This window comes from Pontibacter arcticus (genome assembly GCF_003284895.1).
GTDB classification, from domain to species: domain Bacteria; phylum Bacteroidota; class Bacteroidia; order Cytophagales; family Hymenobacteraceae; genus Pontibacter; species Pontibacter arcticus.
This window is the reverse complement of sequence record NZ_QMDV01000002.1, coordinates 564,968-582,634: the sequence shown is the minus strand read 5'-3', so window position 1 is coordinate 582,634 and position 17,667 is coordinate 564,968. Positions and strand designations below refer to the sequence as shown.

11 protein-coding genes are annotated in these 17,667 nt (G+C 45.7%); 6 read left to right on the top strand and 5 right to left on the bottom strand.

The window, feature by feature from the left end; translation table 11 throughout:
- Positions 1-31 precede the first annotated feature (31 nt).
- From DP923_RS07690 to DP923_RS07675, 4 genes are all read right to left on the bottom strand, one after another.
- Positions 32-625, bottom strand: coding sequence for a chemotaxis protein CheW (locus DP923_RS07690; RefSeq protein WP_112305254.1), 594 nt, complete (start codon positions 623-625; stop codon positions 32-34).
- Positions 625-5,160: a HAMP domain-containing protein gene (locus tag DP923_RS07685; RefSeq protein ID WP_112305253.1), complete on the bottom strand. Its 4,536-nt coding sequence runs from the start codon at positions 5,158-5,160 to the stop codon at positions 625-627. Before DP923_RS07685 ends, DP923_RS07690 begins: the two co-directional genes overlap by 1 nt.
- Before the next feature lie 149 nt (positions 5,161-5,309).
- Positions 5,310-6,056, bottom strand: coding sequence for a ParA family protein (locus DP923_RS07680; RefSeq protein WP_112305252.1), 747 nt, complete (start codon positions 6,054-6,056; stop codon positions 5,310-5,312).
- Positions 6,057-6,160: 104 nt separating this feature from the next.
- On the bottom strand, positions 6,161-6,652 hold the full coding sequence (locus DP923_RS07675; RefSeq protein ID WP_112305251.1) for a SixA phosphatase family protein: 492 nt from the start codon (positions 6,650-6,652) through the stop codon (positions 6,161-6,163).
- A 329-nt stretch (positions 6,653-6,981) separates the two neighbouring features.
- Between DP923_RS07675 and topA the strand changes: the two genes are divergently transcribed.
- From topA to DP923_RS07655, 4 genes are all read left to right on the top strand, one after another.
- The gene (gene topA, locus DP923_RS07670; RefSeq protein WP_112305250.1) at positions 6,982-9,459 is read left to right on the top strand and encodes a type I DNA topoisomerase; all 2,478 of its coding nucleotides are present in this window, start codon (positions 6,982-6,984) and stop codon (positions 9,457-9,459) included.
- A gap of 112 nt (positions 9,460-9,571) precedes the next feature.
- On the top strand, positions 9,572-10,267 hold the full coding sequence (locus DP923_RS07665; RefSeq protein WP_112305249.1) for an SIR2 family NAD-dependent protein deacylase: 696 nt from the start codon (positions 9,572-9,574) through the stop codon (positions 10,265-10,267).
- A 95-nt stretch (positions 10,268-10,362) separates the two neighbouring features.
- Entirely contained in the window at positions 10,363-12,624 is a 2,262-nt protein-coding gene (locus DP923_RS07660) for a TonB-dependent receptor (protein WP_112305248.1), read from the top strand.
- Positions 12,625-12,971: 347 nt separating this feature from the next.
- Complete coding sequence (locus tag DP923_RS07655; RefSeq protein WP_112305247.1) at positions 12,972-14,069, top strand: PD40 domain-containing protein; 1,098 nt, start codon at positions 12,972-12,974, stop codon at positions 14,067-14,069.
- Positions 14,070-14,123: 54 nt separating this feature from the next.
- On the opposite strand, the gene DP923_RS07650 is transcribed toward DP923_RS07655, so the two are convergent.
- The gene (locus tag DP923_RS07650) at positions 14,124-15,200 is read right to left on the bottom strand and encodes an o-succinylbenzoate synthase (RefSeq protein ID WP_112305246.1); all 1,077 of its coding nucleotides are present in this window, start codon (positions 15,198-15,200) and stop codon (positions 14,124-14,126) included.
- Between the two features lie 184 nt (positions 15,201-15,384).
- Between DP923_RS07650 and egtB the strand changes: the two genes are divergently transcribed.
- The gene (gene egtB / locus DP923_RS07645; RefSeq protein WP_112305245.1) at positions 15,385-16,656 is read left to right on the top strand and encodes an ergothioneine biosynthesis protein EgtB; all 1,272 of its coding nucleotides are present in this window, start codon (positions 15,385-15,387) and stop codon (positions 16,654-16,656) included.
- A 16-nt stretch (positions 16,657-16,672) separates the two neighbouring features.
- Positions 16,673-17,665, top strand: a complete 993-nt coding sequence (gene egtD, locus DP923_RS07640) for an L-histidine N(alpha)-methyltransferase (protein WP_239020967.1) — start codon at positions 16,673-16,675, stop codon at positions 17,663-17,665.
- The last annotated feature ends 2 nt before the right edge of the window (positions 17,666-17,667 follow it).

The window sequence follows — 17,667 nt, the reverse complement described above, 5'->3', positions numbered from 1 at the left end:
ATGTATACTTAAAGTTACATTCGCTTTAGACCTAAACTGACAGCTGGCTTATTTCATCGCTTGTCAGGATTCTATACATATCAAGCACAATAATCAGCCGGTTATCGACTTTTGCTATTCCTTCTATGTAATTTTCATGCACATTGATATCCTGCAGGAAAGCTGGCGTTTTATCTATTTTGGATACAGCCAGGTTTAAAGATTGTGGCATTTCCCTAACAATAACGCCAATGCTGTATTCTTTGGCTTCAATCACCAATGTATAAGTTACGCCGGAACCTGCGCCCTCCTGCTCAGCGACTTGCCTGATACCAAACCTTTCCTCGAGGTTCATGATCGCTATGATATCCCCCCTGATATTGGCAACACCTTTTACGAAACCAGGTGTACGCGGCATCCGGGTTATACTTGGCGTTACAGTAACCTCCTTAATCTGATCAATCTTGATGGCATAATCTTCTGCGCCCAGTTTAAAAACAATCAGGTGTACCATTTCTGTAATGGCAGACACTTTTGCAGCCTCGGGTGCAGGGCTTTCTTTCGGATCAGTGAGGGCAGGTGACGCCACACTCTCAGCTTGTGAAAGTATGACGCTATCTGTTTCTTTTTTACCTTGCTTTGACATTATTTAGTTCTGCCTTCGCCGGATTTAGATGATTTAGTTATGATAGACTCAGAAGACAAACGGCTGTTACCAGTCGCATTTCTGATCTGCTTACGTTGTACTGGCATACTTGCGATTCTGCGATTACCACTTCCGGTACTGAAAATCAGGTTACCGTCAATCAGTTTAAAGGCAGATATACTTATCTGGAGATCAGCAGCAATATTGTTCAGGTTTTGAGAAGATGAGGTAAGTTCCTGCATCGAAGCTGAAAGCTGCTTTGCTGTACTTGCTACCTGCTGCGTGCCGGATGCTGTTTGTTCGGCAATGGCAACTACTTCTTCCACATACTTAACCACGTCGCCGATAGAAAGTTTCTGAACTTCTGTTGCTGTTAAGATATCCTGGGAAGTACGAAGTGTTTCGCCACTGGAAGCTGCAATGTTTTTAAAGGCACCTGATGCTTCGAACGTTGCATTTTTTCCTTTCAATACACGGCCCTCCATAGTAGATATCGCAGTTGCAGCAGATGCCGTATCTTTCTTCACATCATCTACAAGCGTACTGATTTCGCTGGCTGATTTACGTGATCCTTCTGCAAGCTTTCTGATTTCTTCGGCTACTACGGCAAATCCCCGACCGGCCTCACCTGCACGAGCTGCTTCAATAGCAGCATTCAGGGCAAGTAAGTTTGTCTGAGAAGCAATGTCCGTAATTACACCAAGTGATTTGGATATTTCCTGCGAACGGGTACTTAATACTTCAATGGTTTTAGCAGTAAGGGCTGCAGAGCTTGAAATTTCTTCCATGTTCTTTACCACTTCGGCTACTGTTTTCAAACCTAACTGGGAAGTTTCTTCACCGATGTTGGCAGAACGGTTCACTACCTGTGCCCTATTAGCAGTTTCCTTTGTCGCTTTCATGATCTCTTCAATCAGCTTAAAGGCCTGGTCAGTTTTTAATGCCTGGTTTTGAGCACCTTCCGCCATTTGCTGCATAGCAAGTGCCACATCAAGGGTAACTTTATTCATCTCTAACCCTTGTCCGGCCATTTCTTCAGAAGAGCTGCCCACAATGAGGGATGAATCATTAATTTCTCCTAGCAGTGAATTAAGGTTATCTACCGCCAGGTTTAGCGCATTCGACATATCCAGTATGTCGCCTGCTGTCTGTATCTCAACTTTCTGGGTCAGATCGCCTTCGGATATCGAACGTACAACTCTGGATACTTCCAGAACCGGCGTTACAATAGACTCTAACAGATCATTCAACGTATCTACCAGTTCTTTCCAGCTGCCACCAACGCCTTGTAATGTTGCTCTTTCAGTCAGTTTACCTTCCACACCTGCTACTCTGGCCACACGGCTTACTTCACCAGCCAGTCTGTTCAGGTCAACAACCATGGTGTTGATCGTATCAGCCAGGTCAGCAACTTCACCGCGAGCTTCTAAAGTCAGTTTTTGCGTTAAATCGCCTTTTGATACAGCTGTTACTACTTTTACGATGCCTCGTACCTGTGTGGTCAGGTTACTCGCCATGGTATTTACATTGTCGGTCAGGTCCTTCCAAACACCGGCCACATTCGGCACAACAGCCTGTCCACCTAACTTACCTTCGGTACCTACTTCCAGCGCCACACGGGTTACTTCACCGGCAAAGATGTTAAGCGAATCCACCATTCTGTTGATGTTTTCCTTTAACTCAGCCATTTCACCTTTCACATCCACAGATACTTTCTGGGTTAGGTCACCTTTTGCAACAGCTGTTGATACTTTGGCAATATCTCTTACCTGGGAGGTAAGATTGGAAGCCATAGTATTTACGTTGTCAGTCAGTTCTTTCCAGGTTCCGCGTACTTTCGGCACATTAGCCTGTCCGCCCAGTTTTCCTTCGGTTCCTACTTCACGCGCCACACGGGTTACCTCATCTCCAAATATATTGAGCGAGTCCACCATCTGGTTCAGGTTCTCCTTCAGATCGAGGATTTCACCGCGTGCTTCCACGGATACTTTCTGGGTTAAGTCACCTTTCGCAACCGCAGTTGCTACTTTAGCAATGTCGCGTACCTGAGAAGTAAGGTTAAGCGCCATGTAGTTTACGTTTTCGGTCAGGTCTTTCCAGGCGCCTCCTACGTTCGGCACATTTGCCTGTCCGCCTAGTTTACCTTCCGTACCCACTTCACGTGCCACACGGGTTACCTCATCTCCAAATATATTGAGCGAGTCCACCATGAAGTTGATGTTCTCTTTCAGTTCTGCAATTTCGCCGCGGGCCTCAACCGTAATTTTCTGCGTTAAGTCTCCTTTGGCAACACCAGTAGCTACTTTCGCAATACCACGCACCTGCGCAGTAAGGTTACTGGCCATGGTGTTTACATTATCAGTCAGGTCTTTCCAAACACCGCCTACATTCGGCACTGTTGCCTGGCCACCTAAACGACCTTCGGTACCTACTTCCAGTGCCACACGGGTTACCTCACCAGCGAATATATTCAGGGAGTCCACCATGCGGTTAATGTTTTCCTTCAGCTCACCAAGCTCGCCTTTTACATCCACGGATACTTTCTGAGCCAGATCTCCTTTCGCCACTGCAGTTGCCACATTAGCAATATCGCGTACCTGAGAGGTCAGGTTACTGGCCATTGTATTCACGTTGTCGGTCAGGTCTTTCCAAACACCGCCCACATTCGGTACAGTAGCCTGGCCTCCCAGTTTACCTTCCGTACCCACTTCGCGTGCTACTCGGGTTACCTCATCTGCAAAGATGTTGAGTGAATCTACCATCTGGTTCAGGTTCTCCTTCAGGTCAGCAAGCTCACCCTTCAGATTAACTGATATTTTCTGGCTAAGGTCACCTTTAGCCACGGCAGTTGCAACGTTGGCAATATCCCTAACCTGTAGTGTCAGGTTAGAAGCCATGTAGTTTACATTGTCGGTCAGGTCTTTCCAGATACCGGCTACGTTTGGTACGGCAGCTTGTCCGCCCAAAATACCTTCTGTACCCACTTCACGTGCCACACGGGTTACTTCCGCCCCAAACACGTTCAGCCTGTCCACCATTTCGTTCAGGATGTCTTTCAGATCGCCAAGCTCTCCTTTCACATCAACAGATACTTTCTGGGTTAAATCACCTTTCGCAACGGCTGTTGCTACATTAGCAATATCGCGTACCTGGTTGGTCAGGTTACCGGCCATCAGGTTTACATTATCGGTAAGTTCTTTCCAGGTTCCTTCAACATTAGGCACATCAGCTTGTCCGCCCAGTTTTCCTTCCGTACCTACCTCACGTGCAACGCGGGTTACTTCACCAGCGAAAATGTTAAGTGAGTCCACCATCTGGTTGATGATATCCTTCAGCTCGGCCATTTCGCCTTTCACATTTACTGTTATTTTTTGCGCCAGATCACCTTTCGCCACCGCAGTTGCCACGTTGGCAATATCGCGTACCTGAGAGGTCAGGTTAGAGGCCATGGTGTTTACATTGTCAGTCAGGTCTTTCCAAACGCCGCCTACATTCGGCACTTTCGCCTGTCCACCTAAGCGGCCTTCGGTTCCTACTTCACGTGCCACACGGGTTACCTCATCTGCAAAGATATTGAGTGAGTCCACCATCTGGTTCATATTGTCCTTCAGCTGCGCAAACTCACCGCGAACATCCACCGAAATTTTCTGGGTCAGGTTACCTTTTGCAACAGCGGTAGCCACGTTAGAAATGTCGCGTACCTGAAGTGTCAGGTTAGCGGCCATGGTGTTTACATTGTCGGTCAGGTCTTTCCACACACCGGCTACGTTCGGAACAGATGCCTGGCCTCCCAGTTTACCTTCCGTACCTACTTCCAGCGCCACACGGGTTACCTCACCGGCAAAAAGGTTCAGGTTATCAATGGTACGGTTAATTGTTTCGGCCATCACCTTAAAGTCACCGGAAACAGGGATTTGGAATGTTTCATCCAGGTTACCGCGCGAGATGTTCTTTAGTACTTTGCCTACTTCCAGTACCGGTACCGCAATCGAATCTACCAGACCGTTGATGTTGTTGATCATATCCTTCCAGAAACCGGAAGCGTTCTCAGCTGATGCACGGGCTTTCAGGTTACCTTCTACTCCGGCAACTTTCGAGATACGCGATACTTCGCCACCCACACCACCGATCATTTCCACCATCGAGTTATAAGCTTCAGCTATCTCAGCGAAAATATCGTTGTTCTGTTTGGTCAGGCGAACCGAGATATCGCCCTTTTTAAAGGCATCGAGTGCATATAACACCTTATTTAATTGCTCTCCAATATAGGTAGGGCTGTCAGGTAGTATCTGCACTTTTTCGTCTTTTGATTTTGTACCGTTTTTGGAAACAGGTGTTGTAGAAGCAGTTATTTTGCCAACGTTATCTACAGCCTGCTCATCAGGTTTTGTTGCCGGTGCTACGTCTTCCAAAACAATGGAAGCAGCAGGTGCGGCATCAGATTTTGCCCGGGGGGCAGCCGTTTTTTCTTGTTTGGCTTCTACGTCACTAATGAGCTTGTCTTTGCTCAACTTCAGATTTTTACCTAAGGCCATATGTGTTAGCTTGAGTTGGGTACCTCAATAATCCCATGCTGTAACAGCGCTTAAAAGCGCTTTGTAGATAGATGATTGGAAACTACTGAATGCAATTTAAAGAAATAAAAGCAATGCAAAAAATGCGTTCTTTTATTTATGAAGCCCTGTTATGCGTCTAAAAATTCCTGAGCCAGCGCTTTATAATCTTTTGCTCCATTCGAAGAGCCGTCATAATCCAACACACTTGTTCCGAATGACGGTGCTTCAGCTAGTTTTACATTTAACCGAATCTGACTACTAAAAATTCGTTCTTTGACGTTTTCATGCAAATAATTTAAAACCTCCTGGCTAAGCTTGCGCCTGATATCAAACATGACCACTACGATTCCTTTAATTTTAAGTTTCGGATTAAAGGCCTTTTTTACTTTTTCAACTGTGTTCATGATCTGATCAAGCCCCTGCAAGGTAAGCACTTCCATCTGCAAGGGTATCAGGACTTCATTTGCAGCGGTTAAAGCATTTAGCGTAAGTACAGATAAGGATGGCGGGCAATCGATCAGAACGTAATCAAACCCTTTTGTTTTTGCCAGCATTTTTTTCAGGAAGCTTTCACGTTCTGGCTGCGTTACAAGTGATATTTCAATATCTACCAGCTCGTTGGAGCCGGGCGCTATCCACAAACCATCTTTTTCAACCAGCACTTCTTCCAAGGTTTTGTTTTCCTGAAAAGCATCTGCTAAGTTGCCTTCATCAGTGGGTACTGCCAAAGAATAGGATAAATTACTTTGAGGATCAAGATCGAGCAAGAGCACTTTTTTGCCCAATTTGCTAAGCGCACTTCCCAGGTTTATGGTTGTTGTAGTTTTACCTGTGCCGCCTTTCTGATTGATAACGGCTACAACTGTTGTCTTCATAAATAAAGTATAGCTTATAAGGCGTAAGCAGCCCGTGAAGCCACTAAGCTATTAAAAAAAAACGAACCTGAAAGCTATTACGGGAAGGGATGGGCTAATTCTGATTAAATTCGCTCTAATTTATGCTCCAGCAAAGTGCCGGTAGCCACGTGTATTTCCTGCCAGTTAGCGATGTTAAGCGATACGGCAGCCACGCAAGACGGCTCGAGGTAAGCAATTTGCTGCGAAGTAAGTTCGCGGGCCAGGCGGGTTACACCCGGGTTATGGGCTACCAGCAAAACCGTTCTTACCTCATCAGGCAGTTCGCCCAGGCAGTTAAGCAAATGCGATTCGTGACCGTTATAAAGCGTTGGGTTAAACTTGATCTTTTCTTCCGGAAAGTATAAGCGGCTGGCAAGTATGCGTGCTGTAGCTGTCGTTCGGCGGGCCGGGCTAGCTACAAGCGCATCAATCTTAATGAAATTTTCTCTTATCCACTGGCCTGTTGCATGAGCTTCTTTAATGCCTCCGAACGAAAGGGCACGCTCAAAATCAGGTTGCAGCGGGAAGGGCTCCTGGGTTGTGGCGTGGCGGCATATAAGTAGCGTGCGTTGCATATTTTTATGATGCTTGCGTATAGGTTAAAGTATAGATTCCGGAGTTTGAGTTTGAAATAATATTTTGGTGTTAAACCTATGTTATAAACAAGAGGTTGTAATTATTGAAAAAAAAATTTGAACTTTGAGCGAAAATTAATTCCAAAGCGCTGTTAAAACTTTGTACTTTGGGATCCAATATAATACTTCCGGCTCATACTAAAGGAATTTTCTGGCAAAAAAATTTGGTTATATAGTTTATAACCAGCCTCTCCAATCAACGGCTTCTATACTTGCTGCCTTTATACATGAGTTTATTTAGTGCTTCAGACTGCCTGTAAAAATATAGAATGATTAAAAACTTAGTAATAGTAGAGTCCCCGGCCAAAGCGAAAACCATAGAAGGTTACCTGGGAAAAGATTTCATCGTTAAATCAAGTTTCGGGCACGTTCGCGATTTGCCTAAAGACAATAATGCCATCGATATTAACAATGGGTTTAAACCTACCTATGTGATATCAAGCGATAAGAAAGATATTGTAGCACAGCTCCGCAAATTAGCCAAAGAAGCTGAAGTGGTATGGCTGGCATCGGACGACGACCGTGAAGGAGAAGCCATCTCCTGGCACCTGAGCGAAGCCTTAAATCTGAATGATGCTAAAACGCGCCGTATCGTTTTCAGGGAGATCACAAAAAATGCGATCCTGAACGCGATTGATACGCCCCGCGGCATTGATATGGACCTGGTAAACGCCCAGCAGGCACGCCGTGTACTGGATAGGCTGGTAGGTTTTGAACTTTCGCCGGTGCTCTGGAAAAAAATTAAGACCGGTTTATCTGCCGGCCGTGTGCAGTCTGTAGCGGTGCGTTTGGTAGTAGAGCGCGAGCGTGAAATCAATAACTTTAAAGCCGAAGCCAGTTTCAGAATTACAGCTGCTTTTGATGTAGAAGGCAAAACACTGGAAGCCGAACTGCCAACCAAGTATAAAACCGAAGAAGACGCACAGGCTTTTCTGCAGCAATGTATTGGCGCAAATTATACCATCGATAACCTCGAAAAGAAACCGTTAAAGCGCAGCCCTGCTCCTCCTTTTACCACCTCAACCTTACAGCAGGAAGCCAGCAGGAAGTTATACTTTTCTGTTGCCCAGACCATGACTGTTGCACAGCGCTTGTATGAAGCCGGTAAGATTTCCTACATGCGTACCGACTCCGTTAACCTTTCTGAAGAAGCGATACAAGGGGCCAGCCGCGAAATTGAAACTTCGTTTGGTGAGAAGTTTGTAAAAACGCGTCGTTTCAAAACGAAATCATCTTCAGCGCAGGAAGCACACGAAGCCATCCGCCCGACGGATTTTTCGAAGATGACGGCCAGCGATGACCGGAACGAACAACGCCTGTACGAACTGATCTGGAAACGCGCAATTGCCTCCCAGATGGCGGATGCCAAAATTGAAAAGACAACTGTAACGATCGGAATCTCAACAAAACCTGAAAAGCTGGTTGCTACCGGCGAGGTAATCAAGTTTGAAGGCTTCCTGAAAGTATACATCGAATCGAAGGATGACGAAGAACTGGAAGACGATGATGTAAAAGGTATGTTGCCTCCCTTATCGGTTGGCCAGCAAATCAGCTTACGCCAGATGTTGGCCACGCAACGTTACTCCCGCCCTGCAGCCCGCTATACGGAAGCCAGCCTGGTAAAAAAACTGGAAGAACTGGGCATCGGTAGACCATCAACGTATGCACCAACCATCTCCACCATACAGAAACGTGGTTATGTAGAAAAAGACACGCGCGAAGGAAAAGAACGTGCCTACCAGGTGCTGACGCTGAAAGGCGATAACATCACATCTCAAACCAAAACAGAAATAACCGGAGCCGAAAAAGCGAAGCTTTTTCCGACGGATACGGCGATGGTGGTAAATGATTTCCTGGTAGATCATTTCCCTAATGTGATCGATTATTCGTTTACAGCGCGCGTGGAAGCTGAGTTTGATGAGATTGCGCAAGGCCAGAAAGGCTGGGAAGCAATGCTGAAAAATTTCTATGGTGATTTCCATCAGAAAATTGAGAACAGCGAAACATTGAACCGTGCTGATGTTTCGGGTGCCCGCGAGCTTGGTACTGATCCGGTTTCGGGTAAGAAAATGATCGCTAAACTGGGCCGCTTCGGACCTTATGTGCAGCTCGGGGAAGAAAATACCGAAACAGGTGAAAAACCACTATATGCCAGCCTGCGCAAAGGCCAGTTTATCGGTAATTTAACAATCGAAGAAGCCCAGGATTTATTTAAGCTTCCGCGTGTGGTTGGTGTATTTGAAGAGAAAGATATGACAGCGGCTATCGGCCGTTTCGGACCCTATATCCGCCACGACAGCAAATTCTACTCCTTGCCTAAAACACTGGACCCGATGCTGGTAACGCCGGATGAAGCAGTTGAACTGATCCAGGCAAAAAGGAAAAGCGATGCTGAAAAGCTGATCAAGTCTTTCCCGGAGAACCCGGATATACAGGTATTAAACGGCAGGTTCGGGCCCTACATTGTGGCTGGCAAAAAGAACGTGAAAATCCCGAAAGGAAAAGAGCCAACCGAACTGACCCTGCAGGAATGTCTGGAACTGGCGGAAGCCACACCGGAGAAAAAAGGCCGAGGCGGTTTTAAGAAGAAAACAGAAACCGATGCCGCTGCAGAAAAAAAACCAGCAGCTAAAAAGGCTCCAGCCAAGAAAGCAACTACGGCAAAAACTACAGCAGCTAAAAAAACGGCTGCCAAAGCCAAACCAACCAAAGCTGCTGCTGCCAAGAAAGCAACAGCAAAAAAATAGAAGTATAAAAAGCCATCCTAACCCGATGGCTTTTTTGTTTTCAGCAATTTGCCTTCTGAATTATACTTGTTTACCTTAATTTGAAGTATAGATTTCAACAAAATAACGACACATGAAGAAACGCTTAGTTGTTTTAACCGGCGCCGGCATTAGCGCAGAAAGCGGCGTCGCCACCTTCCGGGACAGTGGCGGACTTTGGGAAGGCCATGATGTGATGGAAGTTGCCTCGCCGCAAGGCTGGCGTAAAAACCCGGCACTGGTACTCGACTTTTACAACAAACGGCGCAAGAATGCCCACGAAGCCAAACCAAACGCCGGTCACCTTGCTCTGGTCGAGCTCGAATCATACTTTGATGTGCAGATTATTACGCAAAATGTAGACGACCTGCATGAACGGGCTGGTTCTAAAAGCGTGCTGCACCTGCATGGCAAACTTTTCGAGAGCAGAAGCACTTTAGACCCTTCGCTGGTTTATAAAATGGAAGGCTGGGCGTTGAATATCGGTGATAAATGCGAACGAGGTTCTCAGTTACGACCTAACATTGTATGGTTCGGAGAACCTGTTCCGATGATTGAAAAGGCCATGGACGAAGCTTTACAAGCTGATATTTTTATGGTGGTTGGTACGTCATTGGTGGTTTACCCGGCTGCTGGACTGGTGGATTATGTTTCAGAAGAAGTACCACTGTTTGTAGTGGACCCTAACCTGCCTGCCATTCCAAAACGCGAGAATTTATACTTGTTCGAAGAAAAGGCTTCTACAGGTTTAATGAAAGTAAAAGATTTGCTCATTTCGAAATTCCTATAAAGAATACCAGCTTTAAATAATTTTTTAGATAAATCTAAATCACCAACACTACCGTATCTAAATAAAATTTACTAGTCTTGTAAAAAAAATTAGATATGGTTCGATTTATACTTCTATTGCTGTTGCCAATAACGTGTTTTGGGCAGCAGATCAAAGGCACAATTACCTCACAGGAAATGCCTGTTGGGTATGCTACCGTTATGTTAAAAAATACTAAATGGGGCACTACAACTGATAAAAGCGGCAATTTCATACTTAAGGATGTTACGCCGGGCATCTATCAGATCAAAGTCTCAGCTATCGGATTCAGGGGATATGAGCAAAGTATAATTCTGGATGCAAATACCGCTTTAGAGTTTAACATCGAACTCGAAGAAATGCCGTCGTCGCTTAATGAGGTCGTGATTTCGGGTACCAGAACAAGCCGCAGAAAGCTGGAAAGCCCTGTTGCTGTAAATATCCTGGATAGTAAAACGCTGAGCTTAACGCAATCCACAACCTTATCAGAGGGCTTGTGTTTTCAGCCAGGCCTGCGCGTCGAAACCGACTGCCAGACCTGCAACTACACGCAACTCCGGATGAATGGCCTGGGTGGCTCCTATTCACAGATCCTGATCAATAGCCGGCCTGTTTTTACATCGCTTTTAAGTTTGTATGGCCTGGAGCAGATTCCAGCGAACATGGTTGAGCGGGTAGAAGTAGTGAGAGGCGGCGGGTCGGTTTTATATGGTTCCAGCGCGATTGCGGGTACGGTTAACATCATTACCAGAGAGCCGGAGATAAGTGGCTACACCATCGCAACCAATTCAGCCCTGATTGATGGCCAAGCCTGGGACCATAGTTTAAATGCAAATATCAATGCTGTTAATCCAGATGCCAGTGCAGGCGTCAGTTTTTTTGCTTCGCACCGCGATAAAGAAGCCTATGACGCGAACGGAGATGGATTTTCTGAATTAACGCAGCTTAAGAATAACTCTTTCGGATTCAATTCATTCTTCCACCTGACTGAGCAGGACAAGCTGCAGGTGAATGGCTGGAGCATTTACGAGAACCGGCGTGGAGGCAACCAGTTAACCTTGCAGGCCGATAAAGCAGACCAGGCGGAATACCGTTTGCACAACATCCTGATCGGAGGACTAGACTATACCCATACTTCCAAAGGCAACAGATTTTCTTATAGTGTATACGGCGCAGCGCAGCACACCACCCGCACGCATTATACCGGTATCGACGGTGCAGACGGCTGGGGAAACTCGCTAAACAAAGCGGTGCAGGCAGGGGTACAACTAAACTATACACCAACTGATTTTATACTTGGCAGCAACACCTTTACAACTGGTGTAGAGCATTTATACGAATCCACTTTCGATGAAATACCAGCTTATAATTACCTCATCGATCAGGAAACCAACCTGACCGGGGCATTTCTGCAAAGCGACTGGGAACTGACACAGGCGTTTACCCTCCTATCTGGTGTGCGCCTGAACCAGCATAATAAAATGGCCAAACCGGTACTTACGCCTCGCATCAGTATGCTGTACAAAGCTGGAACAACCACCCAACTCCGGGCTTCGTTTGCCAAAGGTTTTAAAGCGCCACAGGCTTTTGAAGCGGATATGCACATTGCCCTTGCCAGTGGCGGCATTTCCTTTATCCAAATTGATCCTGACCTGAAAGCAGAAACCTCACAAAGTATGAATTTGTCGGTTGATTATAACAAAGCCAGCGCGCTGATGATCTATGGCTTTACAGCCGACCTTTTTCATACGCGCTTATATCATGCGTTTGTGCTGGAAGAAAAAGGGACTGATGCCAACGGAAACCAGCAACTGTTCCGGAAAAATGGCGGCAACTCTACCGTAAAAGGGATTACACTGGAAGGCCGGATTAACTACGATAAAAAAGCGCAGCTGGAAACAGGCATTACCCTGCAAAGTGCCCAATATGAACAAGCTATTGCCTGGTCTGAGAGCGCACCTGGTACAAAAGCTTACTTAAGAAACCCGGAAATGTATGGGTATTATGTACTGAGCTTATTTCCGGAGAAGCGGTTTACAGCGGCTCTATCCGGTGTGCTGACTGGCCCGATGCAGGTGCCGCATTTTGGAGGTGCGGAAGGCGTAACAGAAGATCAGCTTTATACTTCGCCAACGTTCCTGGAAAACAACCTGAAACTAGCTTATAAAATCAACCTGACAAGTATAAAGCAGGATATACAACTACACGCCGGTGTCCAGAATATTTTCAATGCCTACCAGCAGGATTTTGACAGAGGCCGGTACCGCGACAGCAATTACGTGTATGGCCCGGCACGACCGAGAACAGTTTTCTTTGGCATCACATTCGGTAATTTCTAAGGCTGCAGATAGAATGATGGTTTATACTGTATACTTTGATGCCATCGCATGCAGCAAAGTATAAAACTCGACGGCACCATCAAATTAAGTTCGACTACATTTATCAGTTTTAAAATGCACTACTTTCGAAAATTTTAAGTATTAACCAGGAGAACATTAAAGTGTAAAAAGCTGACTATCTAAGCTTTATCAAATAAATTTTAGATAGTTTAGATCATATATTTGCATTTTATTTCATATCATTTTAACAGTATTCAAAATCATGCGTAAGAAGGGGTAAATTATGCAAGTACGTAGATAACTCGCGTATAACAACCAACGTACAAACTCGCATCAACTTACACGATATGAAAAAAAACCTTTTACTCTACCCCTTCTTACTGACATTCCTTTTTGCTTGCGAAAGCAACGACCCTGAAAAGGATACTGATGGTCAGAAAACTACCAAAACTAACATCATGCAGCTTACAAAAGATGGCATCAATGTTAGTACTGTGCGTATTTCCGAGGACGGTTCTAAAGTATATTTTGCTGCCAATAGCAAGTCTGGCGCAGAGCCCGCTATAACTTCTAATATCAGCGTTATCAATTATGATGCCTCCAACGAAAGGAAACTGATCACGGCCAAGGGTACGGTTTCAAACCTGGTTGTTGGTACCAAACAAAGCATGATGGCTTTTGCAAGTAATTACAAGAACAACAATGCCAACGAATCTGAAATGATCGTTACCGATATAAATGGTAAAGTAAAATTCAGATTAGAGCATACAAAACTCTACAAGCAAACGCCTTATATGATCCTGAGCTCCGGAAAAATACTTTTTAACAGGCACGGTAACTACTCCGGGGAATGTTCTTGTAACACGATCTGGAAAATTGATCCGGATGGCAAAAATGAGGTAAGGCTGAACGAGAAAACGGACCTGATGCCAACCCATGATGCTACCCTGAAAGACCTGACGCCGGATGAGCGTGTTATTCTGTTCACAAACGTTTTGGGTGGTACGTATACCATGCAGATCGATGGAAACAACCTACGCCAGTTAGGCGCAACCATGACGCCGGTAGCTATCTCGCCGGATGGCAAAACAATTCTGGCTCACCGCAATGTAATGGTGAATGACAAATCAACGATCCAGGTGTTTACCATGAACCTGGATGGCTCCAACATTAAGCAGGTAACATCTTTTGAAAGTATAAATTCCCCTATTGAATTTTCGCCGGACGGCAGAAAGATACTTTTCTCTAGCAACAAAGACCACAGCACGGACCAAAGTTCAGAATTATACCTGATGGATTTGGATGGCTCGAATGTAGAGCGCCTAACTGATAACGATGTTACTGAAGAAGCTTACGGTTTCCTGAACGATGGTAAAAGCATTCTGTTCTCGACTAAAAAAGCGGGTATCAAAACCCTTTATGTAATGAAGGATTACAGCAACTAGAAGTAATTAATCAAATTAAAAACAGCCACTTGTGTATGCAGGTGGCTGTTTTTTTTATGCCTTTACAGGTTCCCATGCCTGTTGCGCATCATACCACAAAGCCCCTTGTTTTATAGTTAAAGGCGACGCTATATTGTTATGGTATAATTGCCCGGTACCAAGGCCCTGCGGCATGTGCACTGCGTAATTTGCCGTAAACTGGCTGATTGCATTTAAGCCGATGTTGCTTTCCAAAGCCGAAGTCATCCACCATTTTATACTCCGATCTTCGGCCAGTTCGATCCACTCAGCACTAGCCTGCAGGCCACCCACAAGTGTGGGTTTAAGAATGATGTAGTGGGGTTTGATCTGGTCTAATAATTTTACTTTTTCAGTAGCATCCTGCACACCGATCAGTTCTTCGTCTAAAGCAATAGGTACGGGCGTATAGGCGCAAAGCTGAGCCATCTCTTCGGGTTGGCCTTGCCGGATGGGTTGTTCGATGGAGTGCAGTTCGTAACGGGCCAGTTTCTCCAGTTTCTTAAAAGCATCCGGCACACTAAAAGCGCCATTGGCATCTACCCTGATCGTTAACTTTTCCGGTCCGGCTGCTTCCCGTATCTGCTGCAGGAGTTCCAGTTCAGAACTAAAGTCAAGCCCTCCGATCTTCAGTTTCAGACACGCATATCCTTCAGAGAGCTTCTTTCTGATCTGTTCCTGCATAAAGGTTTTGTCGCCCATCCAGACTAGCCCGTTTATCGGGATACCTGCTTCGCTCCTGCTAAAGCTGTTGTCGTAAAGCAGGCGCTTGCCGCCATTCTGCCAATCTAAAAAAGCTGTTTCCAGGGCAAATCTTAAAGCAGGCCAATCGCTTAATGCTAGTTCTTTAAGTGTACTGATATCAACTGTTTCTTTAATTTTTAAATCAGTAACCAACTGGCATACTTCTGCAATTTTTTTCTCAAGGTCCGACCGGAAATCTATACTTAAACCAGCCAGCGGGGCGCACTCTCCTATGCCCGATACTGTTGGTTTTGAAGTATGGCTCAACTGCAGATAATAGACCTGGTGCGTTGAGATGGCACCGCGTGAGGTACGGGCATCAAACTTAAATTGTAGTGTATGGGAAGTATAACGAAGCGTGAAAGCCATTTTAATAAGTTTTGACCTAATATAAACCAATATCTGTAAAACTGACGTAAAGGACAGCAAAACACCAGAAGAAAGTTAACTGTTTGCGTATCGCTGAGCTGGAGTACCTGTTGCCAAACAATACAAGTTCTGAACAGTTTAAGTAGATAACCAGCCTTTCGAAGCTATACTTTACAACAATTCTATGAGCCAACTTGCTGCTTCCCTTGCACAAGCTACCCAGTTACGCTACCAAAAGATCAGGGCACGTACCGAGCTGATCTGCCAGCCGCTTGAGCCCGAAGACACAGTGGTGCAACCCATGGTGGATGTGAGCCCCCCGAAATGGCATCTGGCCCATACGACCTGGTTTTTCGAAACGTTTGTACTGCAACCTTACTTGCCCAAGTATAAAATCTACCATCCGGATTACGCTTATCTTTTTAATTCTTATTACAACACATTAGGCAAACGTGTACTCCGCGACCAACGCAGCACACTTACACGCCCGCCGCTACGCGATATTTACAAGTATAGAAAGTATGTGGATGAGCAACTCAACTACCTGTTCGATGCGCTGGATGAAGCTACTTTAGCCGAACTAACTCCTGTACTGGAACTTGGCCTGCAACATGAACAACAACACCAGGAACTGCTCCTGACCGATATCAAGTATATTCTCAGCACCAATCCGCTGATGCCGGTTTATACTTCTGATCAGCAACCTAACGCTGCCAAATCTCTTAAAGTGGAGGCCGAATTTCTGGATGTTCCGGGAGGTATTTACACCATCGGGCATACCGGCGAAGATTTCTGTTTTGATAATGAGCTGGGCGTTCACCAGGTTTTGCTGGATGATTTTAAAGTGATGAACCGGCTGGTAACCAACGCCGAGTACCTGGAGTTTATGCTGGATGGCGGCTACCAGGATTTCAGGCATTGGCTGGATGAAGGCTGGGCGATGGTAAACACACAAAACCTGGAAGCACCTTTGTATTGGGTAAAACAGGGGGAAGAATGGCAAAACTATACTTTAAACGGACTCCAGTCTATCAACTGGAACGCACCCGTTACCCACATCAGTTTTTACGAAGCCGATGCTTACGCCAACTGGAGCGGTAACCGACTGCTCACCGAATTTGAATGGGAAGCTGCTTCACAGGTATATCCACCGCAAAAAGGCAATTTCCTGGAGTGGGAACTGCTGGCACCGCAACCTGCTTTGCCTATAAAAGGGATGCAGCAACTATATGGCGATGTATGGGAATGGACCTATAGCGCCTACCACCCGTACCCTGGGTTTACAAAAGCACCGGGCGCCATCGGCGAATACAACGGTAAATTTATGCTGAACCAAATGGTGCTGCGCGGCGGCTCCTGCACCACTTCCGAAACCCATATCCGTACAACTTACCGTAATTTTTTTCACCCTGATAAACGCTGGCAATTCACTGGAATAAGGCTGGCCCTACTTTAAAATTATGACCGTTACTATGACGCTCCTTCCCATCGACTTAAGTATAAAACAGGATGGCACTGCCGATACAGCTGCATTTGCCAAAGATGTGCTGGAAGGCCTGAGCAGAACCAATAAGAAATTATCTTCCCGCTATTTTTATGACAAGGAAGGCAGCCGCCTGTTCCAGAAAATAATGCACCTGTCCGAGTATTATCCTACGCGCTGCGAACACGAAGTATTGACCGGTAACAAGCAGGATATTATTTCAAAATTTGCGGGAGACAGCTTTTTTCATCTGATTGATCTGGGTGCCGGCGATGCACTTAAAACCAAAATTTTGCTGCGCGAACTGGATAAACAAAAAAAGCAGTTTGATTATGTACCTGTTGATATATCGGGAGATGCGATGCACCAGTTAAACGAAAACTTGCAGCAGGAACTCCCCAATATCGAAGTGCAGGCGGTGGTGGGCGAATACTTTAAAGCGCTCGAATGGCTCCACGAAAATAAAGCCGAACGCAAAGTTGTGCTGTTTCTGGGCTCCAACATTGGCAATTTCGAGGACGATGAAAGTATAGATTTCCTGAAAAAAATACGCAGCTACCTGAACACCGGCGACAAGCTCTTTATGGGAGTCGATCTTCGCAAAAGCCCGGACGTGATCTTGCCGGCTTATAACGATGCTTCAGGCGTAACGGCAGCTTTTAACCTGAACTTGCTGCAACGCATCAACCAAGAGCTGGGTGCCAATTTCGATCTCACAGCCTTTCAGCATTCCCCAATTTATCATCCGCAAAAGGGCGTCATGAAGAGTTACCTGGTTAGTACAAAAGCACAGGAAGTGCACATCAAAGCGCTAAATAAAACCTTCTCATTCGACGCCTGGGAAGCCATCCATACCGAAAACTCCCATAAGTATTCGTTAAAGCAGGTAGAGGAACTGGGGCTGACATGCGGATTTACTGTAGAAGCAGTTTTCCAGGATGAAGCCAGCCAATTTGCGGATGTGCTTTTTACCGTTAAGTAAGC

Coding starts and splice junctions, on each gene's coding strand:
- DP923_RS07660 (WP_112305248.1), top strand. CDS start 10,363: ATGGTTCGATTTATACTTCTATTGCTGTTGCCAATAACGTGTTTTGGG.
- DP923_RS07665 (WP_112305249.1), top strand. CDS start 9,572: ATGAAGAAACGCTTAGTTGTTTTAACCGGCGCCGGCATTAGCGCAGAA.
- DP923_RS07675 (WP_112305251.1), bottom strand. CDS start 6,652: ATGCAACGCACGCTACTTATATGCCGCCACGCCACAACCCAGGAGCCC.
- DP923_RS07685 (WP_112305253.1), bottom strand. CDS start 5,160: ATGGCCTTAGGTAAAAATCTGAAGTTGAGCAAAGACAAGCTCATTAGT.
- DP923_RS07655 (WP_112305247.1), top strand. CDS start 12,972: ATGAAAAAAAACCTTTTACTCTACCCCTTCTTACTGACATTCCTTTTT.
- topA (WP_112305250.1), top strand. CDS start 6,982: ATGATTAAAAACTTAGTAATAGTAGAGTCCCCGGCCAAAGCGAAAACC.
- DP923_RS07690 (WP_112305254.1), bottom strand. CDS start 625: ATGTCAAAGCAAGGTAAAAAAGAAACAGATAGCGTCATACTTTCACAA.
- DP923_RS07650 (WP_112305246.1), bottom strand. CDS start 15,200: ATGGCTTTCACGCTTCGTTATACTTCCCATACACTACAATTTAAGTTT.
- egtD (WP_239020967.1), top strand. CDS start 16,673: ATGACGCTCCTTCCCATCGACTTAAGTATAAAACAGGATGGCACTGCC.
- DP923_RS07680 (WP_112305252.1), bottom strand. CDS start 6,056: ATGAAGACAACAGTTGTAGCCGTTATCAATCAGAAAGGCGGCACAGGT.
- egtB (WP_112305245.1), top strand. CDS start 15,385: ATGAGCCAACTTGCTGCTTCCCTTGCACAAGCTACCCAGTTACGCTAC.